Here is a 16,903-nt window from a genome sequence, read left to right on the forward strand (position 1 = left end):
TGCACATCGGGCGGGCGGCGCCCGGCACGGCACCTCGCGGCGTTGTCGGACCGCCCGTGTACATCCAGTACACGGGCGGTCCTCCGCCTTGCGAGGCACCGCACCGGACACCGTCCGCAGATCCGACGCGAACGGTCGGACACGGCCTAGCGTGGCGCCCATGCGCGTACTCGTCACAGGCGGAGCAGGGTTCATCGGATCGCACATCACCACGGCGCTGGTCGCGGCCGGCCACGAGGTGGTGGTGCTCGACGCGCTGCTGCCCTCGGCCCATCCCGGGGGAACGGCTCCGGAAGGGCCGTACGAGCGGCTGGTCGTCGCGGACGTACGGGACCCCTCGGCCGTGGCCGGGGCGCTGGCGGGGGTGGACGCGGTCTGCCATCAGGCGGCGATGGTCGGACTGGGCAAGGACTTCGCCGACGCACCGCTCTACGTCGGCTGCAACGACCTGGGCACCGCGGTGCTGCTCGCCCGGATGGCGGCGGCCGGGGTCCGGGATCTGGTGCTGGCCGGTTCGATGGTCGTGTACGGCGAGGGGAAGTACGACTGCCTGCGCCACGGCCCCGTCCGGCCTGGTCCGCGCGCCCGGCAGGATCTGGAGGCGGGCCGCTTCGAGCCCCGCTGTCCGTCCTGCGGTGCGGACCTCGTGCCCGGACTGGTCCCCGAGGACGCCCCGGCGGACCCCCGGAACGTCTACGCCGCCAGCAAGCTCGCCCAGGAGCACCTGGCCGCCGCGTGGGCGCGCGCGACGGACGGCCGGGCGGTGTCGCTCCGGTACCACAACGTGTACGGGCCGGGGATGCCGCGCGACACGCCGTACGCCGGGGTCGCCTCGCTGTTCCGGTCCGCGCTGGCACGCGGTGAGGCCCCCCGGGTCTTCGAGGACGGCGGGCAGCGACGCGATTTCGTGCACGTGACCGATGTCGCCGCAGCGGCTGTGGCCGCGCTCACCACGCTCCCGCAGCGGGCGCCGGGGGCCCTCACCGCGTACAACACCGGCAGCGGGGAGCCGCACACCATCGGGGAGATGGCGGCGGCGCTCGCCTCCGCGTACGGCGGCCCACGGCCGGTCGTCACCGGGGAGTTCCGGCTCGGGGACGTCCGCCACGTGACGGCGGACTCCCGGCGGCTGCGCGCCGAACTGGGCTGGCTGCCGCGCGTGGGGTTCGCCGACGGTATGCGGGAGTTCGCCTCCGCACCACAGCGGGGAGGGGCGTCCGCGCCCCCGGACGGCGCCCGTCTCGCGGACGTCTGACGGAGGGACAGGGTGGTGCGGGGCGCCCGGTAGGGACGGCCACCCGATCGACGTCACCGTTTCGCGGAGCCCATTTGCAGGCAAATGCCCGATCCGTCTTCATAGGGTGAGCCGGGTGACCGACACCTCGACCACCGATTCCTCCCCCACCCCCTTCCTCGTCGACGTGGTGCTGCCCTGCCTGGACGAAGCCGCCGCCCTCCCCCGGGTGCTGGCCCGCATCCCCGCCGGCTGGCGCGCGATCGTCGTCGACAACGGTTCGACCGACGGCTCGGCGGAGGTGGCGCGTTCGCTGGGCGCCACCGTCGTGCATGAGCCCCGACGCGGTTTCGGGTCCGCCTGCCACGCTGGACTCGCCGCCGCCGAGGCGGAGTTCGTCTGCTTCTGCGACTGCGACGACTCGCTGGACCCCGGCCTGCTGCCCTCGTTCGTCCGGCGGGTGGCCTCGGGCGACTGCGACCTCGTGCTGGGGCGCCGCCGCCCCGAGGGGCGCGGCGCCTGGCCGTTGCACGCCCGGGTCGCCAACCTCGCGCTCGCCGTGATGCTGCGGCGCCGCACGGGTCTGCGGCTGCGGGACCTCGGCCCGCTGCGCGCGGGACGCCGGACGGACCTGCTGGCCCTCGACCTCACCGACCGCCGCAGCGGATACCCGCTCCAGATGGTGGTGCGGGCCTCCGACTCGGGGCTCAGGATCGCCGAGGCCGATGTCCCCTACCGCCCCCGTACCGGCAGGTCCAAGGTCACCGGGACCTGGCGGGGCACCTGGCACGCGGTGCTCGACATGCGGGCGGTGCTGCGGGAACCGCCGATCGCGCGCACCGCCGTACGGACGGAGTCCTGTCGATGAACCCGTCCGTACCGGCCGCCCCCGGCACCCCGCTCCCCTCCGGCCCCACCACGCTGCTGGTCATCGCGAAGGAACCGGTTCCCGGTCGCGTCAAGACCAGGCTCACCCCGACGTTCAGCCCCGAGGAGGCGGCGGAACTCGCCGCCGCGTCCCTCTCGGACACCCTGCTGACCGTGCTCTCCCTGCCGGCCGCACGCCGGGTCCTCGTCCTGGAGGGCGGGCCCGGCCCCTGGCTGCCCCCGGGCATCGACATCGTGCCGCAGTGCTCCGGCACGCTGGACGAACGGCTCGCGGCGGCGTTCGCGAGCTGCGCCGGGCCGGCGCTCCTCATCGGCATGGACACCCCGCAGGTCGCACCCGCCCACCTGGCGCCCGCGCTGGCGCCGGACGGGTGGGAACGGTGCGACGCCTGGTTCGGCGAGGCCGAGGACGGCGGTTTCTGGGCCCTCGGGCTCGCCTCCCCCGACCCCGGGCTCCTGCGTGGCGTGCCCATGTCCGTACCCGAGACGGGCGCGGTGCAGCGCGCCCGTCTGCTGGGGGCCGGGCTGACGGTGCGTGAGCTGCCGCGCCTGCGCGACGTGGACACCGCCGAGGACGCGGTACGGGTCGCCGGCCTCGCGCCGCACGGGCGGTTCGCCGCGACCCTGGACCGGCTGAACCGGGCAGCGGCCGGATGAGCACCTCCCAGGCCGCGAGCAACGTCTCCTGGGCCGCCGACCCGTACGCGAACGCACTCCGCTCCGGCCGCGGACCGCTCTTCCTGCGCCGGACGGACGGCCTGCTGATGGAACTGGACGTGGAGCGCTGGTGTCTGGGCGCCGACGACGCCGACCTGTCGGCCCTGCGCCGCTGCGAGGGCCCGGTGCTCGACATCGGCTGCGGGCCGGGCCGGCTGGTGGCGGCGCTGAGCCGGCGCGGGCACCGGGCGCTCGGTATCGACGTGAGCGAGGCCGCCGTGGCCCGTACCCGCGGTCTCGGCGGATGGGCCCTGCGGCGCAGTGTGTTCGACCCGCTGCCGGGCGAGGGCCGGTGGGGCACGGTGCTGCTGGCGGACGGCAACATCGGGATCGGCGGGGACCCGTCCGTGCTCCTGGAGCGGGTGGCGGCGCTGCTCGCCCCGGGCGGCCTCCTCGTCGTGGAGACGCACCCGCACGACCTGGACGAACGGTCCGAGGTCCATCTCCACGACGGGAGTACCGGCTCCGGGCGCCCGGACCCCCCGGAGCCGTTCCCGTGGGCCCGGCTGGGGACCCCCGCCCTGCTGCGCCACGCCCGTCCGCAGGGCTGGCGGGTGGTCGATCAGTGGGAGTCCGACGGGCGGCCCTTCGTCTCCCTGCGCCGCCGTGGCGCCCGGCCGCTCCGGCGTACGGCGGACAGGACGAACCAGAGCGCCGAGACGGCGAAGAGCACCCCGGTGACGAGGAGCCAGTTGCCGAGGAAGACGTCGACGGAGAGCCCGGTGTAACGGTCGTAACGCTCGGAGAGCCGTGCGATCAGCGGGAACTGGACCAGCAGGAGCAGCAGGGAGAGATATGCCGGTACGCGTACGAAGTTGACCGCGCGGCGCCGGACGGCGCCCGCGCCCGGCCGCGCCCCCAGCGCCTCGCGCAGGGCGCGGTCGGCCGTCGAGTACACCGGCAGCAGGACGAGATCGTGCACCACCGCCGCGCCGGCGAACCAGAGCACGATCCGCAGGGTCTGGCCGTGCAGGAGCCGGACCCCGGCGTACCCGGTCAGGGCGAAGGTCGCGGCCAGGAGCAGCAGGTGCAGCGGCCCTTCGCCGTAGGCGCGCCGGAACAGCCCGGCGGGGCCCGTACGCGCCGCCGTGCTCCCTCGCCCGTCCGTGCCCGCCCCCGCATCCGGGTCGTGCTCGCCGCCGGTCACAGCGCACCGAAGGTCAGGGCGCCGACCCACTTGGTGTTCATGACGCCGGGGGCGGCCGGCACGATGATCCGCGCCGGGTAGCCGTGGTCAGCCGACAGGGGCACGCCGTTGACCTCCAGGGCGAGCAGTGAGCGGCCGTCGCGCACCTGGTTGTCGCGCAGGGCGGCCTCGCGGAAGGAGCCGGCGCGCTGTACGGACTCCACCAGCACCCCCGGGGGCCGGTCCGGAAAGCCGGCGATCGCCGCCAGGTCCCGTAGCCGCACCCCGCGCCACCACTGGTCGGAGGTGGACCAGCCCTCCACGCAGGCGATGGGGAGCGCCGCGCTGTGCTGGTCCATCGCGAGGAGTTCGGCCCGGGTGAGGCGGAAGGTGCCGGCCGGTCCGCGTACGGTCAGGCGCCAGGCCGGTCCGACGTCGGCGGGGCGGATGTGCACGGAGGCGGCGGTCTTGTTGATCTGGAAGCCGGCGGGCCCGCCGCCCGGGTCCTCGACCCCGTGCGCGGTGAGCAGTGCGGTGGGGCGGAGCACGTCGAAGCTGCGCCCGGCCGTGGTGGCGAAGAGGACCAGCGACCCGGCACCCACCATGGCGAACGCGCCGCGCCGGGAGAGCGTCGGCGGGGCGGGGGCCGGTGCGGCCAGGGTGTCCTTCTCCCCCGCCGGAATCCCGTTACGCAGGACGCGTACCGCTTGGGGGAGCTTGAGGGCGGTGTGGCTGAGGAAGCCGGCCAGGAAGACCCACGCCCCGTAGAAGTGCAGCCGGTAGAAGGAGCCGGGGAAGACGTACTCCAGCTGGATGTTGAGGAGCCCGGTGACGAACTGGAAGAGCGCGCCGCCGACCAGCAGCACGACGGAGAGCCGTTCCAGCGCGTGTGCCACGGAGCGGACCGGCGGAAGCGTGAAGAGCCGGGGGATCACCGACCAGAGCTTGGCGAGGAGCACGGGGACCAGCACGGTGCCGAGGGTGACGTGGACTCCCTGCGTGAGCCGGTAGAGCCAGTGCGGGCCTGTCGGCCAGGCGAACAGGTAGAAGCCGAGCAGCCCCTTGTCCGGTGTCTTGTCGTTGACGGCCGCCAGATCCGGGTTGTACGCGGCGTACGAGAGGAGCCCGGTGACCGCCACCAGGGTCAGCCCGACGAGGAGGACGACGCCGAGCACGGCGGTGAACCGCGCTCCCCGCAGGGGGCTGCGCCAGAAGTCGGGCCGGGTGGGTCCGGGCAGGGTACGGAGGCGTCTCACGAGGTCACCCATGGTGCGACGGTAGGCCGCAGCCTCCCCGGGGCCTGGGACGCGCCTGACGGCGTGCGGGCCGGGTCACTCCGTCGAGTGGCCCGAATGCCCCGGAATGCGTGCGGCGGCCCGGTCGGCGGCGGGAAACGTCCGCCCGCGGCTTAGCGTGCCGGGGTGAGGACCGAGGAGCGCGCCGGGCGCGCCGGAGGAACGGAAGTCCCGGGCCGGCCGGGTGCGGTGGACCGCGCGGGACGCCGTGACCTGATCGCCGCCGCCTGCGGGGTGGCGCTGATCGCGGTGGCGGCGCTCGTCGGCTGGGCGGTGAACGGCGACGGCGGCCTGTACGCGGGGTGGCCGCCTCTGATCGCGTCGTGGGACCCACACCTCGGGCCCGGTACCCCGGCGGCGCTCGCACTGGCGGTGCTCGCGGTCGCCCTCGGCCCCCGGGTGGCCGGGAGGACGCGGTGGCGCGGGCTGCTCGCCCTCTCCTGGGCGGTCTCGGCGGCGTGGATCTTCTCGCTCGCGATGGTCGACGGCTGGCGGAGCGGGTTCGCCCTCAAGCTGACCAGCCGTCACGAGTACCTCGCGGGAGTCGCCGGGTTCCACGACATCGGCGCCGCCCTGCGCACCTTCGAGGACCACATCGTGATGGGCCGGCCGGGGAACTGGCCCACCCATGTGGCCGGGCATCCGCCGGGTGCCACCCTGCCGTTCGTGCTCCTGGACCGGATCGGTCTCGGCGGGGCCGTGTGGGCGGCGGTCTGCTGCGTCGTCCTCGCGGCGACCGCCGCCGCCGCCGCTCTGGTCACCCTGCGGGTGCTGGTCGGTGAGGAGTTCGCGCGCAAGGCCGCGCCGTTCCTCGTCCTCGCGCCGGGGGCGATCTGGGCGGGGGTCTCGGCCGATGCCGCCTTCGCGGCGGTCGTCGGCTGGTCGATGGCGCTGCTCGCGGTGTCGGCGACCCGCGCGACCCGTCTGCCGGGAGCGGCGGCGGCCGGGGCGGGCCTGCTGTTCGGGCTGGCCTGTTACCTGAGTTACGGGCTTCCGCTGACGGTCGTGCTGCTGGCGGCCGTCCTGGTACTCGCCCGCACGGTCCGCCCGTTGCCCGCGTTCGCGGCCGGATCGCTGGTGGTGCCCGTCCTGTTCACCCTGGCGGGGTTCCACTGGTGGGACGCGTATCCGCTGCTGGTGGAACGGTACAACCAGGGGGTGGGCGGCAAGCGGCCGTACGGCTACTGGGTCTGGGCCAACCTCGCCACCGTCACCGTCTCGGCCGGACTGGCCACGGTGGCCGGACTGCGCAGGTCGGCGGTCGCGGCGCCCGGTGCCGTACGGGCGCTTTGGACCGGCCTGCCGCTCGCCGGGGCGCAGCGGCTCGCGGTGCTCACCCTGGCGGCGGCGCTGGCCGTCGTGGCGGCCGATCTGTCGGGGATGAGCAAGGCGGAGACGGAACGCATCTGGCTGCCGTTCGTGCTCTGGCTGCTGCCCGCCGCCGCCGCGCTGCCCGACGGCCACCGGCGCGGCTGGCTCGGCGCCCAGGTGGTGCTGGCCCTCTTGGTCAACCACCTTCTGCGGACAAGTTGGTGACGTGACGTCAGGGGCGCGGACCCAGCCACTGGACGGCGGCGGTCAGCGTCACTTCGATGCCGTCGTCGCTCCAGGAACAGACTTCCAGCCACGACAGGTAGCCGGCCTCCGCGAAGGCCAGGACCTCGCCGACGCATTCACCGGACGCGGCGAAGAGCTGCGCTTCTGCCGCCACGACAGTGCCGGGGCCCGTGGGGGCGGACTCCACCCCGGCGGGGTCGAGTGCGAAGTAGGCGGTACCGCATCCGCAGGTGCAGCGGGATGTCACCGCGAGGTGGGGTACGTGCCCGCGGAGCACGGCATGGACGGGGTCGTCGGGGTTCAGGATCAGGTCGAGGGCATCGGCCACGTCCGGGGGCAGGACCCCGGGCGTTCCGCTCGTTTCCGTCACCCCGCAGGCTTCCATCCCAGTGCCGGTCCGAGGACGTTCGCCAGGTCATGGAGGATCTGGACGTAGTCCTCGTGCGCGAAGCTGAACGGCAGCGCGAACGCGACCTCGTCGACCTCCCGGAACGCGGCGTGGGCGTGGAGTTGTTCGGCGAGCTGCTCCGAGGTGCCGACCAGGTCGGGGGCGAACATCATGCGCGCGGGCCCCTGCGGGGCGGTGGTGCGGGGCGCCCGGCTGCGGGCGTACTCCTCGTAGGTGGCGCGCTGGGCGGGGGTGGCGGAGTCGGTGGGGATGACCACGAGTCCCTGCGAGACACGGGCGGCGTCTCCGTCGGGGTGGTGCGCGCGGAAGGTCCGGATGTGGGAGAGCTGGATCTCGGCGAAGTCCGGTGTCCCGGCGTCGTCCTCCGCCTTCACCACGCTGCTCGTCAGCAGGTTCATCCCGTTCTCGCCCGCCCACCGGGCGGAGCGCAGGCTCCCGGCGCCGTACCACATGCGCTCGCGCAGGCCCGGGGAGTGCGGTTCCACACGGTCGGAGAAGACCTCGATCCCCTCGGTGCCGCTGAAGGCGGTGACCCGCCCGCCGTCCACGAAATCGAGTAGCCGACGTACCCGGTCGTGGCCGAAGTCCTCGTCGGCGGCCGTGTCCGGGTAGAGCGCGTCCTTGACCCGGTCGAAGTGCATGGGCGGGCCCACGCTGACGCCCGGCTCCAGGCGGCCCCCGGAGAGGACGTCCACGGTCGCCAGGTCCTCGGCGAGGCGGAGCGGGTTCTCCCAGCCGAGCGGGACGACGGCGGTACCGAGGTGGATGCGGCTGGTGCGCTGGGTGGCCGCCGCGAGGACGGCCATCGGTGAGGAGATGCCGTACTGGAGGTGGCGGTGCCTCACCCAGGCGCTGTCGAAGCCGAGTCGCTCGCCCAGTTCGATGATCCGCAGGGTCGACTCGTGGCCGGGGCGCGGGTCGGCGCCGTCGAAGAGGCCGATCGTGAGGAACCCGAGCTTGCGCAGCGGCTTCGAGGTGGGCGGCACGAGTACCTCCGTCGTCGTCACGGGTTCCCGCCAGGGGGCGGAGCCGTGCCCATTCTGGCAGGCGGGGCGGGTCGGAAGGTGGCGGCGGTGTTGCGGGATCGGCCCCGGCCGGTGTGCGGGTCCGCCCCGGCCGACGGACGGGATCGCCCCGCGGCCCCGCGCGCTCACGCACTGTCGCCAGGGGCTTTCCTGCCTTCCGAGGCTAAACGACAGGTGTTGATTAATACCGGTGGCGGGGGTACGTTGCGTGCATGAGTCACCCAAAGGCGGATATGACCGATATTCGCGTCCTGCGCAGCAGGCGCAAGCTGCAGGACTCCGTTCTGCGGCTGGCGGCCGCGCAGCCCATCGAATCGGTGTCGGTCGCGGACGTGACACGTGCCGCCGGGCTCAACCGCACCACCTTCTACAACCACGCGAGCAGCCCGGCTGACGCCCTGGAGCAGGCGCTCTTCGGTGATCTCGACGCGATGCGGCGGGTCCTCACCGAGAACGCCGCAGACCGTACCGTGCCGCTCGACCGGGTGTGGGAGGAGATCACGCGGGACTTCCTCGGCTGGTTCGAGCGGTACGAGGACATCTTCACCACGGGACTGCTCGACGGGCGGAGTCCCGTCCTGACCCGTCTGCTGAGCCACCACTTCACGGCCTCGATCGTCTCCCTGCTCGACACTCGGCCCTCGCTCGTACCGGCCGGTCTCGCCCGGGACGAACTCGCGCTCGCCGCGTACGGCCGCTTCGTGGGGTTCGGCATCATCGGCGTGCTCCAGACATGGCTGGAGTCCGCCCCACCACGTGATCCGGACACCCTCGCCCGGATCCTCTTCAGCGTCCTGCCGGTGTGGATGACCCACCCGTCGGACGTGCGCCATCCATAGAAAGAAGCACCGACATCATGAAGGCATCAGTCGTCAGCGGACTCGGCCAGGGATTCAAGGTCAGGGAAGTCGACATCGCGGACCCGATCGGCCGCGAGGTGCTCATCGACGTGAAGGCGTCCGGCCTGTGCCACTCGGACCTCAGCGTCGCCACCTTCATCGAGGGCTACACCTTCCCGGCCGTGCTCGGTCACGAGCTGGCCGGTGTCGTCTCCGCGGTGGGCCCGGAGGTCACCGAGTTCTCCGTGGGTGACCACGTGGTCGGCTCGCTCATCCAGTTCTGCGGCAAGTGCTCGGCCTGCCTCTCCGGTCGTACGTACCTCTGCGCCAACCCGGCCGCCACCGAGCGCGACGCCTCCCGGCCGCCGCGTCTGACGATGGACGGCAAGCCGGTCACCCAGTTCTCCGCGCTCAGCGGCTTCGCCCAGCAGGCCTTGGTGCACGAGAACCAGCTGGCCGTCGTCCCGGACGAGATGCCGTGGGCCCAGGCCGCGCTGATCGGCTGCGGCGTGCTCACGGGCGCCGGGGCCGTCATCAACTCCGGCGCGGTCCAGGCGGGCGACAGCGTCGTCATCATGGGCGCCGGCGGCGTCGGCCTCAACGGTGTCAACGGCGCGGTGATCGCCGGTGCCTCGACGATCATCGTCACCGACGTCGAGGACGCGAAGCTGGAGCGCGCCCGCGAGTTCGGCGCGACCCACACCATCAACTCCCGTACGACCGACCCCGTCGCCGAGGTCCGGAAGATCACCGGCGGCGGCGCCGACCACGTCTTCGACTTCGTCGGCATCCGCCCGGTGACCGCGCAGGGCCTGGAGATGCTCGGCAAGGGCGGTGGCCTGTACCTCATCGGCGTGGGCGACAACGAGGCCGGCGTCGACTTCGGCTCCATGGCCGCGGTGATGGACCAGAAGCACGTGCACGGCGTCTACATGGGGTCCTCGAACCTCAAGCGCGACATCCCGCTGTACGCCTCGCTCTACCTCCAGGGCCGGATGAACCTGGACGACCTGGTGTCCCGCGAGATCTCGCTGGATCAGATCGACGAGGGCTACGAGTCCCTCAAGGACGGCAACACGGCCCGCGTGGTCATCACCGACCTGTCCTGAACCGTCACGGGACCGGAGTGAAGACCGGTCCCGGACACGCCTCCGCCCCGGCCGGGTCAACCCTGGCCGGGGCGGAGGCGTCGGTGCGGTGGGCGGTACGAGCACTCAGGCAGTGCGGGCACTCACCCGGGCAGCCGGATCAGGCAAGGGTCGCGATCGCCTGGTTGAAGGTCGCCGACGGGCGCATGACGGCGGCGGCCTTCTCCGGGTCGGGCTGGTAGTAGCCGCCGATGTCGACCGGGGAGCCCTGCACCGCGTTGAGCTCGGCGACGATGGTGTCCGCCTGCTCGGTGAGGGTCTTGGCCAGCGGCGCGAACGCCTCGGCGAGCTGGGTGTCGGCGGTCTGCGCGGCCAGCTCCTGCGCCCAGTACAGGGACAGGAAGAAGTGGCTGCCGCGGTTGTCGATGCCGCCGAGCTTGCGGCTCGGGGACTTGTCCTCGTTCAGGAACGTGCCGGTGGCGCGGTCCAGGGTGTCGGCGAGGACCTGGGCGCGGGCGTTGCCGGTGGTCACCGCGAGGTGCTCGAAGCTGACGGCCAGGGCGAGGAACTCACCGAGGCTGTCCCAGCGAAGGTAGTCCTCCTTGACGAGCTGCTGGACGTGCTTGGGGGCGGAGCCGCCGGCGCCCGTCTCGAAGAGGCCGCCGCCGTTCATCAGCGGGACCACGGAGAGCATCTTGGCGCTGGTGCCCAGCTCCAGGATCGGGAAGAGGTCCGTGAGGTAGTCGCGCAGGACGTTGCCGGTCACCGAGATGGTGTCCTCGCCGCGGCGGATGCGCTCCAGCGAGAAGGCGGTGGCCTCCTCCGGCGACTTGATCGAGATGTCCAGGCCGTCCGTGTCGTGGTCGGCGAGGTACGTCTTCACCTTGGCGATGAGGTTGGCGTCGTGCGCGCGGGTCTCGTCCAGCCAGAACACGGCCGGGACGCCGGTGGCGCGGGCGCGGGTGACGGCCAGCTTGACCCAGTCCTGGATCGGCAGGTCCTTGGTCTGGCACATGCGGAAGATGTCGCCGGCGCCGACGGTCTGCTCCAGGACGACGTCGCCCTTGGCGTCGACCACGCGCACGGTGCCGGTGACCGGGATCTCGAAGGTCTTGTCGTGGCTGCCGTACTCCTCGGCCTTCTGCGCCATCAGACCGACGTTCGGCACGGAGCCCATGGTCGACGGGTCGAAGGCGCCGTTGGCGCGGCAGTCGTCGATGACGACCTGGTAGACACCGGCGTAGCTGCTGTCGGGCAGCACGGCCAGGGTGTCGGCCTCGTTGCCGTCCGGGCCCCACATGTGGCCGGAGGTGCGGATCATGGCCGGCATGGAGGCGTCGACGATGACGTCGCTGGGGACGTGCAGGTTGGTGATGCCCTTGTCGGAGTCGACCATCGCGAGGGCCGGGCCCTCGGCGAGCTCGGCCTCGAAGGAGGCCTTGATCTCGGCGCCGCCCTCGGACAGGGAGTCCAGGCCCTTCAGGATGCCGCCGAGGCCGTCGTTCGGGGTGAGGCCGGCCGCCGCGAGCACGTCGCCGTACTTGGCGAAGGTGTTCGGGAAGAAGGCGCGGACCACGTGGCCGAAGATGATCGGGTCGGAGACCTTCATCATGGTGGCCTTGAGGTGCACCGAGAAGAGGACGTCCTCGGACTTGGCGCGGGCGAGCTGCGCGGTGAAGAACTCACGCAGCGCGGCGACGCGCATGACGGCGGCGTCGACGACCTCGCCGGCCAGGACCGGTACGGAGTCGCGCAGCACGGTGGTGGAGCCGTCGTCGCCGACGAGCTCGATCCGGAGCGAGCCGTCCTCGGCGATCACGGCGGACTTCTCGGTGGAGCGGAAGTCGTCGACGCCCATGGTGGCGACGTTCGTCTTCGAGTCGGCCGTCCAGGCACCCATGCGGTGCGGGTGGGCCTTGGCGTAGTTCTTGACCGACGCGGGGGCGCGGCGGTCGGAGTTGCCCTCGCGCAGGACGGGGTTGACCGCGCTGCCCTTGACCTTGTCGTACCGGGCGCGGACGTCCTTGTCCTCGTCGGTCTGCGGGTCGTCCGGGTAGTCCGGGAGGGCGTAGCCCTGCGCCTGGAGCTCGGCCACGGCGGCCTTGAGCTGCGGGATCGAGGCCGAGATGTTCGGCAGCTTGATGATGTTGGCGCCCGGCGTCTTGGCCAGCTCGCCCAGCTCGGCGAGCGCGTCATCGATACGCTGGTCGGCCGTGAGGCGCTCCGGGAAGCTGGCGATGATCCGGCCCGCGAGGGAGATGTCGCGGCGCTCGACCGTGACACCCGCGGTCGAGGCGTAGGCCTCGACGACGGGCAGGAACGAGTACGTCGCCAGCGCAGGGGCCTCGTCGGTGTGCGTATAGATGATGGTCGAGTCAGTCACCGGGTGCTCCGCTCCACGTCTGCAACATTGCTTGACATCAAGATATCTCGTGCCCGGTCCGGTCTCCACAAGGGACCCCGTACCCGCGCGGTGCCGGGGTCCCCGCAGCGGCCCGGTTCAGGCGTCCCGGGCGGCCTTCCGGCCGCTGAGCAGGGCGTACAGCACGAGCGACGAGGCGAGGCCGACCGCCCAGCCGTAGTCGGCGAGAGGCTTCAGGAAGGGGACGAGGCCGTCCTCGGGGAAGGGCCCCGCGCCGGGTGCGGAGTGCGAGCCGCCGACCGCGAGGAGCCCGCCGACGAGGAAGGCGACGACGGCCCGCCAGTTCCACCCGCCCCGGTACCAGTAGCGCCCGCCGGGCTCGTAGAGGTCCGGCAGGTCGAGCACCGTACGCCGGACGTACCAGTAGTCGGCGATGAGGATGCCCGCCACCGTGCCGAGCAGCCCGCCCACCAGCCCGAGCCAGGTGTAGATGTACAGCTCGGGCGTCTCGGTGAGCTTCCAGGGCATCATCAGCACACCGACGACACCGGTGACGAGCGCCCCGGTCCGGAAATCGATCAGCTTCGGCAGGGCGTTGGCGAGGTCGTACGCGGGCGAGACTACGTTGGCCGCGATGTTCACGGAGATGGTGGCGACGAGCACGGTCACCAGGCCGAAGAGCAGGCCGAAGACGTTGTCGGTCCGCGCGACGAGCTGGACCGGGTCCCAGATCGCGTCCCCGTACACGGCCTGCGAGCCGGAGGTGACGAGGACGGAGAGCAGCGCGAAGAAGGTCATGGTGGTCGGCAACCCGAGCGTCTGTCCGCGGACCTGGGCGCTCTGGCCCGCGCCGAAGCGGGTGAAGTCGGGGATGTTCAGGGACAGGGTCGACCAGAAGCCGATCATGCCCATCAGGGACGGGAAGAAGACCGGCCAGAAGTCGCTGCCCCAGCCGAGCTCGGAGGGCTGGTCCAGCAGCGGTCCGAAGCCGCCGGCCTTCACGGCGATCCAGACCAGCAGCACCAGGGCGCCGACGATCACGAAGGGCGCGGCCCAGCTCTCGAACCGGCGCAGGGTCTCCATGCCCCGGTGGATGATGGCGAGTTCGAGGGCCCAGAAGAGGACGAAGCAGAGCCAGAGCGTCCACGGCTGGCCACCGATCCGGGAGGCGTCGGCCCAGCCGCCGAAGATCTTGCCGAGCAGCGTGAAGACGCCCACCCCGCCGATCCAGGTCTGGATGCCGAACCACGCGCAGGCGACGGCCGCCCGGATCAGGGCCGGCAGGTTGGCGCCGCGCAGCCCGAAGGAGGCGCGGGCCAGCACGGGGAACGGAATGCCGTACTTGGGCCCCGCGTGCCCGGTCAGCAGCATCGGCAGCAGCACGATCACGTTGGCCAGCGCGATGGTCAGGACGGCCTGCTTCCAGTCCATCCCCAGAGCGACGAGCCCGGAGGCGAGCAGCCAGGACGGGATGTTGTGCGCCATCCCGATCCAGAGGGCGGCGAAGTTGTACGTGGTCCAGGTGCGCCGCTCCGGGGGGACGGGGAGCAGGTCCGCGTTCACGTAGGACGGGTGGCCGGGCACGTACCCGGGGGCGAGGGCGACACGGTCGGGGAGGCCGGCACCGGTGCCTGCGGGCGTCCCGCCCGGCGGTGGCTGCTGCGGTCGCGGGGTGGGTGGGGTGGGCGGAGTCGTCGCTGTCATGCGGCTGAACCCTTCGCTCGGAGGTGGTGCCGTGCGGGGCGCGGGGTCCCGGGCCGGGCTTCCTGCGGGGCCCGGGACGTACGTACAGCCGGTGCGGGTGCGGGGGTGCGAGTGCGGGCGGAGGGTCGGCCGGCCGGGCCCGGGGTCAGTCGGCGAGGGCGGGGATGACCGTCGATCCGTAGGCGTCGATGGTGGCCTCGCGGGCGTCGTGCATGTCGTAGACGGCGAACTGGTCGACGCCCAGGTCGCGCAGGACCCGCAGCTTCTCGATGTGCGCCTCGGCGGGGCCGAGCAGGCAGAACCGGTCGACGATCTCGTCCGGCACGAAGGCGGTGTCCGGGTTGCCGGTCCGGCCGTGGTGGCTGTAGTCGTAGCCGGAGCGGCCGGCGATGTACGCGGTGAGGGCCTCGGGCACCAGTCCGGAGTGTTCGCCGTACCGGGAGACGAGGTCGGCCACGTGGTTGCCGACCATGCCGCCGAACCAGCGGCACTGCTCGCGCGCGTGGTCGAGGTCGTCTCCCACGTAGGCCGGGGCGGCGACGCAGATGGTGACCGAGTCCGGGTCCCGGCCCGCCTCCGCCGCCGCGTCCCGCACCGCCTTGATCATCCACTCGGTGAGGAACGGGTCCGCGAGCTGGAGGATGAATCCGTCGGCCTTCTGCCCCGCGAGTGCCAGCGCCTTGGGCCCGTACGCGGCCATCCACACCGGAAGCCGGCCGTCCTTCACCCACGGGATACGGACCGGCTGCCCGTCGACGGACGCCTCGCGGCCCTCGGCGAGGTCGCGGATGACGTCGATGGCCTCGCCGAGCCGGGCCAGCGTGTTGGGCTTGCGGCCCGCGACCCGCATCGCGGAGTCGCCCCGGCCGATACCGCAGACGGTCCGGTTGCCGTACATGTCGTTCAGGGTGGCGAAGGTGGAGGCGGTGACCTCCCAGGCGCGGGTGCCGGGGTTGGTGACCATGGGGCCGACGACGAGGCGCTCGGTGTGTTCGAGGATGCGGCTGTAGATGACGAAGGGCTCCTGCCAGAGCACCGCCGAGTCGAAGGTCCAGCCGTGGGTGAATCCGTTGCGTTCGGCGCGGCGCATCAGGCCGACGACGGACGAGGCGGGCGGGTCGGTCTGGAGGACGAGTCCGAAGTCCATGTCGCTGCTCCCTGGTCCAGTGCGCGAAGGGTGGCGCGGGGGCGGACGGCCGCGGTCGGTCGCGGTCGGCCCGGCCGGTGAACTTCCGCCCGTTGCGGGCGAGTCCGCCGGCAGGGGCACTGCGGGCTCGGCGCCCACGAGTGACGTTCTCCGACGGAATCCTTCCATATCGGACCACGCCGAACCCTGTACGACGGCGCCTCGGACGCGAGTCGCGGAGCGACGATTCTGGACCGCTTTCGCCACCTTGGGAAGAGGGAGCAGGGATCCGGAGGCGGGTGGTGCGGGCCGAGCCGCACCACCCACGCGCACTCAGCAGGTCGGGACGCCCGGGAGCCAGGCGGCGGCGTTGTCGATGTAGATGTTGGAGATGTAACCGCCGTAGTCGGGCAGGTAGGACCAGGCGTCGTTGCTGTATCCGTTCGACTGGACGAGCTGGCCGTGCACCTGGCACTGCACCCGTACGGTCGTGGGGCCGGCGAGCTGGGCGACCCGGGTGGAGGCGCTGGTGGCCTGCTGCCGGATGTTGACGTCGGTGCCCCAGGTCGGGAAGGACTTGGTCGCGGCACCGGCGCCGGTCCACAGGTATTCGACGGTCACATAGCCGTTGTTGTTCAGGCCGATGTTGTAGAAGGTGCCGTCGGCGAGGTCGATGCCGGCCGGGTTGAGCACCTTGCGGCCCGACCCGTCCAGGCCGCCGTTGTACCCCTCCAGGTACGCGGCCTGCGCCTCGGGTTTGCCCTGCGGGAGGTCCTTGAAGGACTCGCGGGTGGAGGAGAGGTTCCAGTAGTCGTCCTTGGTGTTCCACGGACCGACGTCCCACACCGGGGCCGTCTCGCAGCGCGCGGGTCCGCAGACCTTGACCGAGTACTGGGTGCTGCCCTTCGGGGAGAGGCCGCGCCGGGACGGCAGGGCGACGAAGTGGTCGGAGGCGGTGATCACGTGCCCGTTGGCGGTGGTGCCGCCGACCAGCCCCTCGCGGGTCGCGTAGACCGTGGTCGTGAGGGACGCGGCGGCCGTGACGGACCGGGGCGCGTCGACGTCGAGTTCGGCGCTCAGGGACAGCGCGCGGACACTCGGCGCGGCGCCGTCGGGGGCGGCGACCAGCACGATCCGGGTCTGCACCCGGGTGACGGCCCGGGGCAGCACGGCGGGCGCGTCCTCGCTCGCCTCCCGCCACTCGGTCCATGTGCCAAGACCGTCCTGCCCGCGCACGTCGACCACCACCTCGGACCCGGCGGGGAGCGTGACGTCGACGTCCGGGGTGATCCGGTCGACCGCCCGGTCGAGCTCGTGCACGGGGAGGAGGACCGCGGCCTGCCCCCGTGGGGAGCGCGCGGAGGCGGGCCGTACGTGGTGGTCGCGGAGGCGCAACGCGCCGTCGGCGCGGCTGACGTTGGTCTCGTCACCGGTGGGTGCGGACAGGTCCGCCCGCCAGCTGACCTTGCCGAGCGGGGCGTCCCCGGGCGCGGCGTCGCGGGCCGCGGCGGGACCGGCGGCGAGCGAGAGGGC

The 16,903-nt window shown here is 72.6% G+C and carries 14 protein-coding genes; 7 read left to right on the forward strand and 7 right to left on the reverse strand.

Annotated features, from left to right (window positions below; translation table 11 throughout):
* The first annotated feature begins 160 nt into the window (after positions 1–160).
* The 4 genes from ACWD3D_RS19865 (at position 161) to ACWD3D_RS19880 (ending at position 3,567) form a co-directional block, all read left to right on the forward strand.
* Positions 161–1,255, forward strand: a complete 1,095-nt coding sequence (locus ACWD3D_RS19865) for an NAD-dependent epimerase/dehydratase family protein (RefSeq protein WP_451462149.1) — start codon at positions 161–163, stop codon at positions 1,253–1,255.
* A gap of 106 nt (positions 1,256–1,361) precedes the next feature.
* Positions 1,362–2,102: a glycosyltransferase family 2 protein gene (locus ACWD3D_RS19870; RefSeq protein WP_451462150.1), complete on the forward strand. Its 741-nt coding sequence runs from the start codon at positions 1,362–1,364 to the stop codon at positions 2,100–2,102.
* The gene (locus ACWD3D_RS19875) at positions 2,099–2,779 is read left to right on the forward strand and encodes a TIGR04282 family arsenosugar biosynthesis glycosyltransferase (protein WP_451462151.1); all 681 of its coding nucleotides are present in this window, start codon (positions 2,099–2,101) and stop codon (positions 2,777–2,779) included. The genes ACWD3D_RS19870 and ACWD3D_RS19875 overlap by 4 nt, the downstream gene beginning before the upstream one ends.
* The gene (locus ACWD3D_RS19880) at positions 2,776–3,567 is read left to right on the forward strand and encodes a class I SAM-dependent DNA methyltransferase (protein ID WP_451462152.1); all 792 of its coding nucleotides are present in this window, start codon (positions 2,776–2,778) and stop codon (positions 3,565–3,567) included. The genes ACWD3D_RS19875 and ACWD3D_RS19880 overlap by 4 nt, the downstream gene beginning before the upstream one ends.
* Positions 3,568–3,982: 415 nt before the next feature.
* Here the strand turns inward: ACWD3D_RS19880 and ACWD3D_RS19885 are convergent, their stop codons facing one another.
* A complete protein-coding gene (locus ACWD3D_RS19885) occupies positions 3,983–5,233 on the reverse strand; it encodes a molybdopterin-dependent oxidoreductase (RefSeq protein ID WP_451462153.1) in 1,251 nt (416 codons plus the stop codon).
* 153 nt (positions 5,234–5,386) lie between these two features.
* On the opposite strand from ACWD3D_RS19885, the gene ACWD3D_RS19890 reads away from it, so the two are divergent.
* Entirely contained in the window at positions 5,387–6,796 is a 1,410-nt protein-coding gene (locus tag ACWD3D_RS19890; RefSeq protein ID WP_451462154.1) for a hypothetical protein, read from the forward strand.
* Between the two features lie 7 nt (positions 6,797–6,803).
* On the opposite strand, the gene ACWD3D_RS19895 is transcribed toward ACWD3D_RS19890, so the two are convergent.
* Both ACWD3D_RS19895 and ACWD3D_RS19900 read right to left on the reverse strand, forming a co-directional pair.
* Entirely contained in the window at positions 6,804–7,187 is a 384-nt protein-coding gene (locus ACWD3D_RS19895; protein ID WP_451462155.1) for a hypothetical protein, read from the reverse strand.
* A complete protein-coding gene (locus tag ACWD3D_RS19900) occupies positions 7,184–8,212 on the reverse strand; it encodes an LLM class flavin-dependent oxidoreductase (protein WP_451462162.1) in 1,029 nt (342 codons plus the stop codon). The genes ACWD3D_RS19895 and ACWD3D_RS19900 overlap by 4 nt, the downstream gene beginning before the upstream one ends.
* 272 nt (positions 8,213–8,484) lie before the next feature.
* On the opposite strand from ACWD3D_RS19900, the gene ACWD3D_RS19905 reads away from it, so the two are divergent.
* The gene (locus tag ACWD3D_RS19905; protein ID WP_451462156.1) at positions 8,485–9,090 is read left to right on the forward strand and encodes a TetR/AcrR family transcriptional regulator; all 606 of its coding nucleotides are present in this window, start codon (positions 8,485–8,487) and stop codon (positions 9,088–9,090) included.
* Between the two features lie 17 nt (positions 9,091–9,107).
* Positions 9,108–10,199, forward strand: a complete 1,092-nt coding sequence (locus tag ACWD3D_RS19910) for a zinc-binding dehydrogenase (RefSeq protein ID WP_451462157.1) — start codon at positions 9,108–9,110, stop codon at positions 10,197–10,199.
* Positions 10,200–10,338: 139 nt separating this feature from the next.
* Here the strand turns inward: ACWD3D_RS19910 and ACWD3D_RS19915 are convergent, their stop codons facing one another.
* The 4 genes from ACWD3D_RS19915 to ACWD3D_RS19930 all read right to left on the reverse strand — a co-directional run.
* On the reverse strand, positions 10,339–12,561 hold the full coding sequence (locus ACWD3D_RS19915) for an NADP-dependent isocitrate dehydrogenase (protein WP_451462158.1): 2,223 nt from the start codon (positions 12,559–12,561) through the stop codon (positions 10,339–10,341).
* A 117-nt stretch (positions 12,562–12,678) separates the two neighbouring features.
* Complete coding sequence (locus ACWD3D_RS19920; protein WP_451462159.1) at positions 12,679–14,244, reverse strand: NCS1 family nucleobase:cation symporter-1; 1,566 nt, start codon at positions 14,242–14,244, stop codon at positions 12,679–12,681.
* Positions 14,245–14,389: 145 nt separating this feature from the next.
* Positions 14,390–15,391: a TIGR03842 family LLM class F420-dependent oxidoreductase gene (locus tag ACWD3D_RS19925; protein ID WP_451462160.1), complete on the reverse strand. Its 1,002-nt coding sequence runs from the start codon at positions 15,389–15,391 to the stop codon at positions 14,390–14,392.
* Between the two features lie 312 nt (positions 15,392–15,703).
* The coding region (locus ACWD3D_RS19930; RefSeq protein WP_451462161.1) for a hypothetical protein at positions 15,704–16,903 on the reverse strand (1,200 nt) is incomplete at its 5' end.

This window comes from Streptomyces sp. NPDC002690 (assembly GCF_053592415.1).

Excerpts from the sequence above, each read along its gene's own strand:
- ACWD3D_RS19905 (WP_451462156.1), top strand. The coding sequence starts at position 8,485 with ATGACCGATATTCGCGTCCTGCGCAGCAGGCGCAAGCTGCAGGACTCC.
- ACWD3D_RS19885 (WP_451462153.1), bottom strand. The coding sequence starts at position 5,233 with ATGGGTGACCTCGTGAGACGCCTCCGTACCCTGCCCGGACCCACCCGG.
- ACWD3D_RS19865 (WP_451462149.1), top strand. The coding sequence starts at position 161 with ATGCGCGTACTCGTCACAGGCGGAGCAGGGTTCATCGGATCGCACATC.
- ACWD3D_RS19880 (WP_451462152.1), top strand. The coding sequence starts at position 2,776 with ATGAGCACCTCCCAGGCCGCGAGCAACGTCTCCTGGGCCGCCGACCCG.
- ACWD3D_RS19920 (WP_451462159.1), bottom strand. The coding sequence starts at position 14,244 with ATGACAGCGACGACTCCGCCCACCCCACCCACCCCGCGACCGCAGCAG.
- ACWD3D_RS19910 (WP_451462157.1), top strand. The coding sequence starts at position 9,108 with ATGAAGGCATCAGTCGTCAGCGGACTCGGCCAGGGATTCAAGGTCAGG.
- ACWD3D_RS19875 (WP_451462151.1), top strand. The coding sequence starts at position 2,099 with ATGAACCCGTCCGTACCGGCCGCCCCCGGCACCCCGCTCCCCTCCGGC.
- ACWD3D_RS19925 (WP_451462160.1), bottom strand. The coding sequence starts at position 15,391 with ATGGACTTCGGACTCGTCCTCCAGACCGACCCGCCCGCCTCGTCCGTC.